Below are 13,006 nucleotides of genomic sequence, written 5' to 3'. Positions count from 1 at the left end.
ACGGTTCGCCGCAGCGGATCGACCAGGCCCTGGCGGGGCGCCGTACCGAACTGGTCGTGATCGGCGGCTCGGCCGGCGGCGTCGACGCGCTCTTCAAGCTGCTGCCGGCGATTCCCGCCGACTACCCCTCGGCGGTGGTGTGCATCCTGCACGTGCCGGCCGACCGCGGCAGCCGCCTGGCCGAACTGTTCGAACTGCGCGCCGCCGTGCCGGTGCGCGAGGCGCGCGACAAGGAGCCGGTCGAGCCGGGCGTCATCTACTTCGCCGGTTCGGGGTATCATCTCTCGGTCGAGCGTGACCGCTGCTTTTCGCTCAGCTGCGAGGCGCCGGTGCAGTTTGCGCGTCCGGCGATCGACGTGCTGATGGAATCCGCCGCCGATGCCTACGGCCCCCGGATGGCCGGCGTCCTGTTGACCGGCGCCAACCACGACGGCGCCGACGGCATGTGCCGGATCCGCGAGCGCGGCGGCCTGACCGTCGTGCAGGATCCCCTTGAAGCCCAGGCAAGCGCGATGCCGGAGGAAGCCATCCGCCGCTGCGCCCCCGATCTCGTGCTGCCCCTGTCCGGTATTCGGGCACTGCTTCCCATGCTGAGGAACCCATGAGCGTCCAAGACCCAAGCAAACTCCTGATCGTCGACGACCTGCCGGAGAACCTGCGCGCCCTCGACGCGCTGATCCGCGGCGAAGGACGCCTGGTCTACCAGGCCTCGTCGGGCGACCAGGCGCTGGCCCTGATGCTCGAACACGAGTTCGCGCTCGCCATCCTCGACGTGCAGATGCCGGGCATGGACGGCTTCGAGCTGGCCGAACTGATGCGCTCGACGACCCGCACCCGCAACATCCCGATCGTGTTCGTGTCCGCCGCCGGGCGCGAGCTGAACTACGCCTTCAAGGGCTACGAGACCGGGGCCGTCGACTTTCTCTACAAGCCGCTCGACCCGGACGCGGTGCGCAGCAAGGTCAACGTGTTCGTCACGCTCGACCAGCAGCGCCGCCAGATGCAGCGCCAGATGGCCGCGCTCGAGCGCAGCCGCCAGGAGCAGGAAACCCTGCTGCGCGAGCTGAACCAGACCCAGGAAGAGCTGCAGCGTTCCCTGCGCATGCGCGACGAATTCATGTCGCTGGTGGCGCACGAACTGCGGACCCCGCTCAATACCCTGTTCCTGGAAACGCAGATGCGCAGCCTGCAGCTCAAGCGCGGCACGCTGGCCTCGATCAATCCCGACCAGTTCGAGGCCATGATCCGGCGCGACGAGCGCCAGATCAAGTCGATGATCCGCCTGATCGACGACATGCTCGACGTCTCGCGCATGCGCAGCGGCCAGCTGTCGATCCGGCCCGGCCAGGTCCAGCTGATGGACCTGCTGGAACGGGTGGTGAGCGACCTGTCGCTGCAGGCCAGCGCCACCGGCTGCAAGCTGTCGCTGCAGTCCCATCCGCCGATCGAGGGCTGCTGGGACGAATTCCGCATCGAGCAGGTGGTGGTGAACCTGCTCACCAACGCGCTGCGCTATGGCGGCGGCCAGCCGGTCGAAGTCAGCGTGCAGTATGTCAAGGACACGGTCAGCATCCATGTGCGCGACGAAGGCAAGGGCATCTCGCCCGGCGACCTGGAGCGCATCTTCGAGCCCTACGAACGCGGCGCGCGCAACGGCGAGCCGAAAGGCCTGGGACTGGGCCTCTACATTTCGCGCCAGCTCGCCATTTCGCATGGCGGCGAACTGCGCGTGACCAGCAAGCCGGGCGAGGGCTCGACCTTTACCCTGACGCTGCCGACCTGCGAGCAGACGGCGGCGGTGACCACGGCGGCGTAGAGTCCCCGGCCGGCCGCGCCGGCCACCTGCCGAACCCGTGTCCGCAATCGAAACGCGGTTGCAAGCCGCTGTCGTTTCGTCCACACTTCACGGATCGCGCCGGCTGGCCGGCCGATTTTCCCCCGAAAGCGGGGAAACGACGTCCTCTCGATAGTTAAAATTAATCGACAGTATCGCGTCAATCAATTTCACAAAAGATGACGCGCGCAGTACACTGGCGTCTATCAAATCTTTCAACCACCCGAAAACAGGAGATTACATGTCCCTCATCAACACCCAGATCAAGCCGTTCAAAGCCACCGCTTACCACAACGGCAAGTTCGTCGATCTGACGGAAGAGAACTTCAAGGGCACCTGGTCGGTTCTGATGTTCTACCCGGCTGACTTCACCTTCGTCTGCCCGACCGAACTCGAAGACCTGGCTGCATTCCAGCCGGAATTCGAAAAAATGGGCGTGAACGTGTATGGCGTGTCGACCGACAGCCACTTCGCGCACAAGGCATGGCACGACACCTCGGACGCCATCAAGAAAGTGAACTACCCGCTGATCGGCGACCCGACCGGCACCCTGTCGCGCAACTTCGAAGTCATGATCGAAGAAGAAGGCATGGCACTGCGCGGCACCTTCGTGATCAATCCGGAAGGCGAGATCAAGCTGATGGAAGTGCACGACAACGGCATCGGCCGCGACGCGTCGGAACTGATGCGCAAAGTCAAGGCTGCCCAGTACGTCGCCGCCCACCCGGGTGAAGTGTGCCCGGCCAAGTGGACCGAAGGCGCCGAGACCCTGACCCCGTCGCTGGACCTGGTCGGCAAGATCTAAGTTGGCTGTTCTGTAGTACTGTCCCGGGCCGCCGTGGCGGCCCGGTGCATTTCAGGGACTGGTTTCCAGTCCCGGGCCCCGTATTCAACGTCATAGTCAAGGAAAAACATCATGCTGGACGCAACCCTCAAGAAGCAGTTGCAAGCCTATCTGGAAAAAGTGGTGCAGCCGATTGAGCTCGTTGCATCGCTGGATGATTCGCCCAAGGCGCGCGAAATGGATGAACTGCTCCGCGAAATCGCCGCGCTGAGCGACAAGATCGCCGTGCGCCGGGACGGCGACGATGCGCGCAAGCCCTCGTTCGCCATCAATCGCGTGGGCACCGACATCGGCGTGCGTTTCGCCGGCATTCCGCTCGGCCATGAATTCAGCTCGCTGGTGCTGGCGCTGCTGCAGGTCGGCGGCCACCCGATCAAGCTCGACCAGGCCGTCATCGACCAGATTAAAAACCTGGATGGCGACTATCGCTTTGAAACGTTTATCTCGCTGAGCTGCCATAACTGCCCCGAAGTGGTGCAGGCCCTCAACGCGATGTCGGTGATTAACCCGCGCATCCAGGTCGTCACCATCGACGGCGGCGTATTCAAGAGCGAAGTCGAAGCGCGCCAGATCATGGCGGTACCGATGATGTTCCTGAACGGCCAGCACTTCGGCCAGGGCCGCACCAGCGTGGAAGAAATCCTGGCGAAGATCGATACCGGCGCCGGCGCCCGCAAGGCGCTTGAACTGAACAAGAAAGACCCGTTCGACGTCCTGATCGTCGGCGGCGGCCCTGCCGGCGCGGCCGCGGCGATCTACGCCGCCCGCAAGGGCATCCGCACCGGCGTGCTGGCCGACCGCTTCGGCGGCCAGGTGCTGGACACGCTCGCCATCGAGAACTTCGTCTCGATGAAGGAAACCGACGGCCCGAAATTCGCCGTCGCCCTGGAAGAACACGTCAAGCACTACGACGTCGACATCATGAATACCCAGCGCGCCAACAAGCTGGTGGAAGGCAAGCTGATCGAAGTACACACCGAGACCGGCGCCGTGCTCAAGTCGAAGTCGGTGATCATCGCCACCGGCGCCCGCTGGCGCGAGATCAACGTGCCGGGCGAACGCGAGTACCGCAACCACGGCGTGGCCTACTGCCCGCACTGCGACGGTCCGCTGTTCAAGGGCAAGCGCGTGGCGGTGATCGGCGGCGGCAACTCGGGCGTGGAAGCGGCCATCGACCTGGCCGGCATCGTCAAGGAAGTGACGCTGATCGAATTCGGCGCCGAACTGCGCGCCGACGCGGTCCTGCAGCGCAAGCTCTATTCGCTGCCGAACGTCACGGTGATCAAGTCGGCGCAGACCACCGAGATCCACGGCGACGGCAAGATCGTCAACGGCATCTCCTACAAGGACCGCGGTACCGGCGCCTTGCACCGTCTCGCGCTGGAGGGCGTGTTCGTGCAGATCGGCCTGGTGCCGAACGCCGAATGGCTCAAGGGCACGATGGACCTGTCGGCGTACGGCGAGATCGAAGTCGACGCCAAGGGCCAGACCTCGATTCCGGGCGTGTTCGCGGCGGGCGACGTCACCACGGTGCCGTTCAAGCAGATCGTGATCGCGGTGGGCGAGGGTGCGAAAGCCTCGCTGGCGGCCTTCGATTACCTGATGCGCCTGCCGGTCGAAGAAGCGAGCACGGCCGAGGAAGCCAAGGCGGCTTGATGACAGCGGGCCGGCCCGGCCCGCTTTTTTTTACCAGATGGTAAAAAAACGCCATCTCCGTGCCGGGGATGGCGTTTTTCGCATGGGTGCGCCATGATCGGCGCCCGCTGTCGTATGATTAGTGGAAGGCGACCAGCAGGGCGCCGGTGAGCGCTTCGGTCTCCAGCAGCAGCCATGTCGCCGCACTGGCGAGGGCCAGGTGGACTGCGGTCCAGGTCATTGGATGATGGCGTGCCATGATGAGACTCCCTGATCGATAAAATCGTAGTGACGATGGTGTCATCTTAGAAGCAGCATCGATTCGTTACCATCGGCAAAAACTCCGCGAGTTTGTAGGAATAAACCTTGTGACATTGTCACGATGAGTTCGTGTCCTGAACCCGTGCCCCGGATCTGGCTGAGTTCCTACGCGGGCGCTGGGCTGCGTCCTATAGCGAGCGCCATGGCGCGGGCATAGAGTAGCCTCCACCATGACCCGACACGAACCCACACTCCTGCACCGCGGCCTGCTTGCCGTGCGTCGCAACACCATCCGTCGCCTGCTGCGCTCGGTCTTCGGCATCGAACAGCTGCGCGACGGCCAGCAACACGTCATCGACAGTGTCCTCGACGGCAAGGACACGCTGGCGATCATGCCCACCGGCGGCGGCAAGTCGCTGTGCTACCAGATTCCCGCCAAGATGCTCGAGGGGATCACCATCGTGGTCTCGCCCCTGATCTCGCTGATGAAGGACCAGCTCGAAAAGCTCGAAGCGCTGGGGATCCGTTCGGTCCAGGTCAACAGCAGCCTGAACGCCGAAGAAGAAGCGGCGGCGCTCGAGGCGATCGCCAGCGAAGCCTGCGAGATCGTGTTCTGCACGCCCGAGCGCCTGGTCTCGCCCGAATTCATCGCCGTGCTGCAGGGCGTGACGCTCGACATCGTCGTCATCGACGAGGCCCATTGCATCTCGCAATGGGGCCACGACTTCCGCCCGGCCTACATCGGCATCGCCGCCGCCATCGATGCGCTCGGCAGGCCGCCGGTGCTGGCGCTGACCGCCACCGCCACCGAGGACGTGGTGGCCGACATCCGCAAGCAGCTGGGCCGCCCGAAGATGAATGTCATCAATACCGGCATCTACCGGCCCAACCTGCACTACAGCGTGGTGCAGGTCACCAATGCGCAGGAAAAGCTGACCCAGGCCTTGCGGCTGGTGCGGGAGACCGCCGGCGTCGGCATCGTCTACGCCGCCACCGTCAAGCTGGCCGAGGAAATGCTGGCGGTGCTGGAAGAAGCGGGCGAGTCGGTCACCATCTACCACGGCAAGCTGGCAGCCGGCGAGCGCAAGCACAACCAGGACATGTTCATGAACGGCGAGCGGCGCGTGATGGTGGCGACCAACGCCTTCGGCATGGGCATCGACAAGAGCGACACCCGCTTCGTGATCCACCTGCAGATTCCCGCCAACCTCGAGTCCTACTACCAGGAATCGGGCCGGGCGGGACGCGACGGGCTCGATGCCCGCTGCACCCTGCTGTTCCTGCAGGACGACAAGCGCATCCAGCAATTCTTCCTGGCCAAGCACTATCCCTGCGCCGCCGAGCTGCAGACGGTGTACACGGTCGCGCGCGAACTGGCCGAACACGGAGCGCTCACGGCCGAACGGCTGGAAACCGTCCTGACGGAGGCGGGCGAAGCCAAGCTCAAGGTCTGCCTCAAGCTGCTCAAGGACGGCAAGCTGCTGCGCCAGAACCGCAAGCTCGAATTCTTGCTGACGAGCAAGGAGCCTGACCCGGAGATGTTCGGCAAACTGGCGCAGGTCTACGTCCAGAAAGCCGAACGGGACCGCGAAGCGCTCGAGCAGATGGTAGGCTATGCCGTCAGCGGTTTTTGCCGCTGGAAGCTGTTGCTGGATTATTTCGACGACGAAGTCGCGGGCTTCGAGAAGTGCTGCAAGTGCGATAACTGCCTGAACCCGCCGGCGGCGCTGCTGGAGGACATCGAGATCCGCGACGACGAGTTCGACCGCGAGCCGGCCGCGGCCCCCGCCGGCCCGCGCTTCGAGGTCGGTGCGCGCGCCAGGGCGCCGAAGTACGGCGAAGGCGTGATCGTCGGCGTCGCCGGCCAGCAGGTGACCATGGAATTTCCCGACCAGGAAGCGCCGCATACCTTCCTGGCGGAGTTCCTCGAGCCTGCTTGAATGAGTTTGACCGACCCGCTTGAACGCTGAGAAAGGACTGCATGGGAGACATGGTCGTTGTCCGCAAGGAGGGGCTGTATTGCGTGCCCGGCGGGTTCTACATCGATCCCTGGCGCCCGGTCGACCGGGCCGTGATCACGCATGCCCACGGCGATCACGCGCGCTACGGCCATGGCCACTACCTGTCGGCGGCGCCCGGCGTCGGCGTGCTCGAGTCGCGCCTGGGCGACATCCACGTGCAGGGACTCGACTACGGCGAATCGATCACGCATAACGGCGTCACGATCTCGCTGCACCCGGCCGGCCATGTGCTGGGCTCGGCGCAAGTGCGCATGGAATGCGGCGGCGAGGTCTGGGTCGCGTCGGGCGACTACAAGGTCGAACCCGACAAGACCTGCGCCCCCTTCGAGCCGGTGCGCTGCCATACCTTCATCACCGAATCCACCTTCGGGCTGCCGATCTATCGCTGGGATCCCGAGCAGCAGGTGATCGACGACATGAATGCCTGGTGGCGCCGCAATGCCGAGGCGGGCCGCTGCAGCGTGGTGTTCGCCTATTCCTTCGGCAAGGCCCAGCGCATCCTGTCGCGCCTCGACCCTTCCATCGGGCCGATCGTCTGCCACGGTGCGGTGGAGCCGCTCAACCGCGTGTACCGCGCCGGCGGCGTCCACTTGCCGGAGACAGTCATGGTCAGCGAGATCGAGAAGGCCGCGCTGCGGCGCGCGATCGTGATCGCCCCGCCGTCCGCCAGCGGCTCGACCTGGATGAAGCGCTTCGGCGACTACAGCGACTCCTTCGCCAGCGGCTGGATGCTGCTGCGCGGAGCGCGCCGGCGGCGCGGCGTGGACCGCGGCTTCGTGCTGTCCGACCATGCCGACTGGCCCGGGCTGATGAGCGCCATCAAGGCGACCGAGGCGCAGCAGGTCATCGTCACGCACGGCGCGATTCCGACCATGGTGCGCTGGCTGTGCCAGAACGGGCTGGACGCCAAGGGTTTCGATACCGAATACGGCGACGAGGAAGAAGACGAAGCGCCGCCGCCGGACGGGGCCGCGGCGGCCGGGGAAGCGGAGGCGCCGGCACCGGAGGGGACGCCCGATGCGTGAATTCGCCCGCCTGTACGCCGACCTCGACGAAACCACCTCCACCACCCGCAAGCTCGACGCCCTGCAATCCTACTTCGCGCATGCCGCGCCCGAGAACGCGGCCTGGGCGGTCTATTTCCTGGCCGGCGGCAAGCCGCGCCAGGCGGTGCCGACCAAGCTGCTGCGCCAGTACGCCATCGAGTACGCGGGCCTGGACGACTGGCTGTTCGACGAGTCCTACCATGCGGTGGGCGACATGGCCGAGACCATCGCCCACATCCTGCCGCCGCCCAGCCGCCGGAGCAGCCTCGGGCTGGCCGAATGGATGGAAGAGCGCATCGGCCCCCTGCGCGGCGCCGACCCCGGCACGATCCGCGAGGCCCTGTTCGCCGCCTGGGATGAACTCGACTGGCGCGAGCGCTTCCTGTTCGTCAAGCTGATCGGCGGCGGCTTCCGGGTCGGGGTGTCGCGCCTGCTTGTCACGCGTGCGCTGGCGGCGCTGGCCGCCGTCGACAGCAAGCTGATCGCCCAGCGCCTGATGGGCTGGACCGACAATTCGGTGCGGCCGACCGCCGCCAGCTTCCTGCAGCTGATCGCCGCGCAGTCCGACGACGAACACAAGCTGCGCGGCGGCCAGCCTTACCCCTTCTTCCTGGCGCACCAGCTGCAGGGCGAGCCTGCCGCGCTGGGCGAACCCGACGACTGGCAGGTGGAGTGGAAGTACGACGGCATCCGTGCCCAGTTGGTGCGGCGCGGCGGCCAGAACTTCCTGTGGTCGCGCGGCGAAGACCTGATCACCGAGCGCTTTCCCGAACTGGCCAGGCTGTGCATCCCCGAAGGCACGGTGCTCGACGGCGAAGTGCTGATCTGGCAGCCCGGCCTGGAAGCCCCGGCGCCGTTTGCCGACCTGCAGAAGCGCATCGGCCGCAAGACCTTGAGCGGCAAGCTGCTGGCCGAGCTGCCGGCCGTGCTGTGCTGCTACGACCTGCTCGAATTCGGCGGCGTCGACCTGCGCGCGCTGCCCCAGCACGAGCGACGCGCGCTGATGGAAACCGAGCTGCGGGCGATCGATGCGCCGCAACTGCGGCTGTCGCCGATGCTGCGGGCCGACAGCTGGGAGGCGCTGGCCCGGCTGCGTGGCGAATCGCGCGCGCGCGGCGTGGAAGGGATGATGCTCAAGGCGCGCAGCGCCCAGTACGGCGTGGGCCGCACCAAGGACGTCGGTACCTGGTGGAAGTGGAAGGTCGATCCCTACACGGTGGACGCGGTGCTGATCTACGCCCAGGCCGGCAGCGGACGCCGCGCCTCGCTCTACACCGACTACACCTTCGCGGTCTGGGACGAGGCGGAGGAGGGGAGCGACGAGCGCCGCCTGGTGCCCTTCGCCAAGGCCTATTCCGGACTCACGGATGCCGAGATCCGGCAGGTGGACAATGCCGTGCGCAAGACCACCGTCGAGAAGTTCGGTCCGGTGCGCTCGGTGAAACCGACCATGGTGTTCGAGATCGGCTTCGAGGGCATTGCGCTGTCGACCCGCCACAAGGCCGGCATCGCGGTGCGCTTCCCGCGCATCCTGCGGCGGCGCCTCGACAAGCCGGTGGAAGAGGCGGATACCCTCGACACCTTGAAAGGCCTGCTGGCCGCAGCGGCCTCTTAGTGTCAGCTGGTGCCGGCTGGTGCCGGCTGGCGACGGCCGCAGCGCACAGGTCCTAGTCGTCGAGAGGCTGGGGAGGGAAGGGCACGATCGCCTCCGATATCAGCTGTTCGGCGCTGGGCGTGCGCCGCAGGCCGGGTTGGTCGAGCACGCGCACGATGACGTCCGGCGGGACATGCATGTGCTCCATGTAGTTGCGCGCCACCGCGCGGTCGCGCACCATCAGGATATTGACGCCACGCGTCACCACCTTGGCGGTATCGGTATCCGTTCGCCTCTGGCGTTCACTCATGTCACGACCCCGCCAGCCGTGTCGTGCAGGCCGGCGCTCCTCGCAAAGGCCCACCATACACCCATTTTCCGTGGCATCGGGATTAATCTGCAACCCTGTATTGAAGCCATGTCTCAGCGGATATACCAGGGCAGCGGTCGCCTGCGACGCCCGGTATGCGCCTCTGCTAGACTCGGCCAGGAACCGCAACCGCAACCGCAACCGCAACCGCAAGCAAGGAATGGACACGAGATTCGAACACGATGGCCGGCCGGGCGCGCCGGCAGCGAAACGGGCGAGGACGCCGGTCGAGGCGCCCTTGCCTGCGGGTGCATGAGCGGCCCCACGCCAGCCACCGTCAAGGCATGGTTCGCCGCACGCGGCTGGACGGTGTTTCCGTTCCAGCGCGCCGTGTGGAAGGCGGCGCTGGCCGGGCAGTCCGGCCTGCTGCATGCGAATACCGGCGCCGGCAAGACCTTCGCGGTCTGGTTCGCGGCCCTGCAGCGCGGCGCCCTCGCCAAGGGCAGGAAGCCGGGCGGCCTGCGGGTCCTGTGGATCACGCCGATGCGCGCGCTCGCGGCCGACACCCAGCGCGCGCTGGAGCAGTCGGCGGCCGAACTGGCGCCCGGCTGGACGATCGGCGCACGCACCGGCGACACCAGCGCCGCCGAGCGCGCGCGCCAGTCGCGCAGCTGGCCGTCGGCCCTGGTGACCACCCCCGAGAGCCTGTCGCTGCTGCTCAGCCACGCCGCCGCGCAGGAGCAGTTCAGGCAGCTCGACATGATCGTCATCGACGAGTGGCACGAACTGATGGGCAGCAAGCGCGGGGTGCAGGTACAGCTGGCCCTGGCCCGGCTGCGCCGCTGGCGTCCGGCGCTGGTGGTGTGGGGTGTATCGGCGACCATGGGCAACCTCGACCTGGCGCGCCAGGTGCTGCTGGGCGGGGACGAGGGGGTGCTGGTCGAGGGCGATCTGCGCAAGAAGATCCAGGTCGACAGCCTGATCCCCGAGAACGTGGCGCGCTTTCCCTGGGGTGGCCACATGGGCCTGCAGATGCTGGGCCCGGTGATCCGCGAGATCGAGCACTACGATGCCACCCTGGTGTTCACCAACACCCGCGCCCAATCCGAGATCTGGTACCAGAACATCCTGGACGAGCGTCCCGACTGGGCCGGCCTGATCGCGCTGCACCACGGCTCGCTCGACCGCGAGGTGCGCGAATGGGTCGAGATGGGCCTCAAGAAGGGTGCGCTGAAGGCCGTCATCTGCACCGCCAGCCTCGACCTGGGTGTGGACTTCCTGCCGGTCGAGCGCGTGCTGCAGGTGGGCAGCGCCAAGGGCATCGCGCGCCTGCTGCAGCGCGCCGGCCGCAGCGGCCACGCGCCGGGGCGGGTGTCGCGCGTGACCCTGGTGCCGACCAACAGCCTGGAGCTGCTGGAAGCGGCCGGCGCCAAGAAGGCGGTGGCGGCGCGCCGCATCGAAGGCCGCTACGTGCCCAACAAACCCTTCGACGTGCTGGTGCAGCACCTGGTCACGGTGGCGCTGGGCGGGGGCTTCAAGTCAAGCGAGCTGTTCGAGGAAGTCAGGCGCGCCTGGTCCTATCGCCACCTGGATGAAGAAGAATGGCAGTGGGCGCTCGATTTCGTCGCGCGCGGCGGCCAGAGCCTGACCGTCTATCCGGAATACCGGCGCGTGCTGCCGGACGAGGAGGGTGTGTACCGCGTGCCGGACACGGCCATCGGGCGGCGCCACCGGATGGGCATCGGCACCATCGTGTCCGACTCGACCATCGCGGTGAAGTACATGAGCGGCGGGCGCATCGGCAGCGTCGAGGAATCCTTCATCTCGCGCCTCAAGCCGGGCGACCACTTCCTGTTCGGCGGACGCATCCTGGAATTCGTGCGGGTGCACGAGATGACGGCGTTTGTAAAGCGCTCCACCAGTCAGCGCGGGGCGATCGCGCGCTGGCAGGGCGCCAAGATGCCGATGTCCTCGGAACTGGCGCATGCCGCGCTGGAAGAGCTGCGCCTGGCTTCCGGGGGCATCTACGACAGTCCCGAGATGGCGGCGATCCGGCCGCTGATCGAGATCCAGTGCCGCTGGTCGGCGCTGCCGACCAGCGAGACCCTGGTTCTCGAGAGCATGAAGAGCCGCGAAGGCTGGCACCTGTTCGTCTATCCGTTCGCGGGACGTTCGGTGCACATGGGCCTGGCCTCGCTGCTGGCCTACCGGATCGGGCGCATGCAGCCTTCGACCTTCTCGATCGCGATCAACGACTATGGCTTCGAGCTGCTGACGCCCGAGCCGGTCGACTGGCCGCGCATCTTTGCCGCGCAGACCGGCGCCGGCGTGGAGCTGTTGACGCTGGAGGGCCTGCTGGAAGACGTGCTGGGCAGCCTGAACGCCACCCAGCTGTCGCAGCAGCGCTTCCGCGAGGTGGCGCGCATCGCCGGCCTGGTGTTCCAGGGCTATCCCGGCCAGCCGAAGTCGAACCGCCAGCTGCAGGCCTCCTCCTCGCTGTTCTTCGAAGTCTTCCGCAAGCACGACGCCGCCAACCTGCTGCTCACCCAGGCCCAGCGCGAGGTGCTCGAGCAGGAGCTGGAGCTGACCCGCCTGCGCGAGACGCTGGTCGAGCTGCACGGCCGCCGCGTGCGTTTTTGCGAAGTCAAGCGCGCCACGCCCTTCGGCTTCGCCCTGATGGTCGAGCGTTTCCGCGAGAAGGTCAGCACCGAAAAACTGTCCGACCGCGTGGCGCGCATGGTGCGCGAACTGGAAAAGGCGGCGGCGGCATGAGGGCGCAAACGGGCAGCGTGGCGGTCCAGGTGGCCGGCGAAACGCTATGCTTGCTGCCGGAGAAAGCGCTGTACTGGCCGCGCGAGAACATGCTGGTGATCGCCGACATCCACTTCGGCAAGGCGGCGGCCTTCCGCGCGCTCGGCGTGCCGGTGCCGCGCGGCACCACGACCGAGAACCTGCTGGGGCTTGACGCCCTGGTCGAGGCGCACGGGGCGCGCCAGGTGGTGTTCCTGGGCGACTTCCTGCATGCGCGCGCGGCCCACGCCAGCGCCACCCAGCAAGCGATGCTGGCCTGGCGCGCGCGCCGCCGCGAGCTGGCCTTGACGCTGGTGCGCGGCAACCACGACCGCCACGCCGGCGATCCGGCGGCCGCGCTCGGCATCGCGCTGGTGGACGAGCCGCATGCGCTCGGCCCCTTCGCCTTCTGCCACCACCCGGACCTGGAGATGGTGGGGGAGAGTGCAGGATATGCGCTCGCCGGCCACGTCCACCCGGTCTACGTGCTGGCGACCCGCTTCGATGCCTTGCGCCTGCCGTGTTTCGTGGTCGGACAGGAGCGCATGATCCTTCCTTCCTTCGGCGCCTTCACCGGCGGCCACGCGGTCAAGCCGGCGCCGGGCGAGAGCATCTACGTGAGCTCGGGCGAGGCCGTCCACTGCGTACGATAGCGAACCGACCCGTGTCTA

Annotated in this window: 10 protein-coding genes; 9 read left to right on the top strand and 1 reads right to left on the bottom strand. The window is 66.8% G+C overall.

Annotated elements, in window-relative coordinates; genetic code table 11:
- The first annotated feature begins 17 nt into the window (after positions 1–17).
- From IM543_18015 to IM543_17985, 7 genes are all read left to right on the top strand, one after another.
- Positions 18–605, top strand: a complete 588-nt coding sequence (locus IM543_18015; protein QOY96739.1) for a chemotaxis protein CheB — start codon at positions 18–20, stop codon at positions 603–605.
- Complete coding sequence (locus IM543_18010; GenBank protein QOY93438.1) at positions 602–1,816, top strand: hybrid sensor histidine kinase/response regulator; 1,215 nt, start codon at positions 602–604, stop codon at positions 1,814–1,816. The genes IM543_18015 and IM543_18010 overlap by 4 nt, the downstream gene beginning before the upstream one ends.
- A gap of 259 nt (positions 1,817–2,075) precedes the next feature.
- The gene (gene ahpC / locus IM543_18005) at positions 2,076–2,639 is read left to right on the top strand and encodes a peroxiredoxin (GenBank protein QOY93437.1); all 564 of its coding nucleotides are present in this window, start codon (positions 2,076–2,078) and stop codon (positions 2,637–2,639) included.
- Between the two features lie 111 nt (positions 2,640–2,750).
- On the top strand, positions 2,751–4,334 hold the full coding sequence (ahpF, locus tag IM543_18000; protein QOY93436.1) for an alkyl hydroperoxide reductase subunit F: 1,584 nt from the start codon (positions 2,751–2,753) through the stop codon (positions 4,332–4,334).
- Positions 4,335–4,804: 470 nt separating this feature from the next.
- Positions 4,805–6,514, top strand: a complete 1,710-nt coding sequence (locus IM543_17995) for an ATP-dependent DNA helicase RecQ (protein QOY93435.1) — start codon at positions 4,805–4,807, stop codon at positions 6,512–6,514.
- Positions 6,515–6,555: 41 nt separating this feature from the next.
- Complete coding sequence (locus tag IM543_17990; GenBank protein QOY93434.1) at positions 6,556–7,620, top strand: ligase-associated DNA damage response exonuclease; 1,065 nt, start codon at positions 6,556–6,558, stop codon at positions 7,618–7,620.
- Entirely contained in the window at positions 7,613–9,256 is a 1,644-nt protein-coding gene (locus IM543_17985; GenBank protein QOY93433.1) for an ATP-dependent DNA ligase, read from the top strand. Before IM543_17990 ends, IM543_17985 begins: the two co-directional genes overlap by 8 nt.
- A gap of 52 nt (positions 9,257–9,308) precedes the next feature.
- Here the strand turns inward: IM543_17985 and IM543_17980 are convergent, their stop codons facing one another.
- Positions 9,309–9,545: a hypothetical protein gene (locus IM543_17980; GenBank protein ID QOY93432.1), complete on the bottom strand. Its 237-nt coding sequence runs from the start codon at positions 9,543–9,545 to the stop codon at positions 9,309–9,311.
- Positions 9,546–9,857: 312 nt separating this feature from the next.
- Here IM543_17980 and IM543_17975 point away from each other — a divergent pair, with 312 nt between their 5' ends.
- Complete coding sequence (locus IM543_17975; protein ID QOY93431.1) at positions 9,858–12,317, top strand: ligase-associated DNA damage response DEXH box helicase; 2,460 nt, start codon at positions 9,858–9,860, stop codon at positions 12,315–12,317.
- Positions 12,314–12,988, top strand: coding sequence for a ligase-associated DNA damage response endonuclease PdeM (gene pdeM, locus IM543_17970; GenBank protein QOY93430.1), 675 nt, complete (start codon positions 12,314–12,316; stop codon positions 12,986–12,988). Before IM543_17975 ends, pdeM begins: the two co-directional genes overlap by 4 nt.
- Positions 12,989–13,006 lie beyond the last annotated feature (18 nt).

Origin of the sequence: Massilia sp. UMI-21, assembly GCA_015277795.1 — a bacterium.
Classification (GTDB): Bacteria; Pseudomonadota; Gammaproteobacteria; order Burkholderiales; family Burkholderiaceae_D; genus Telluria.
The sequence above is the reverse complement of the archived record's forward strand: the minus strand, read 5'-3'. Positions and strand labels throughout refer to the sequence as shown.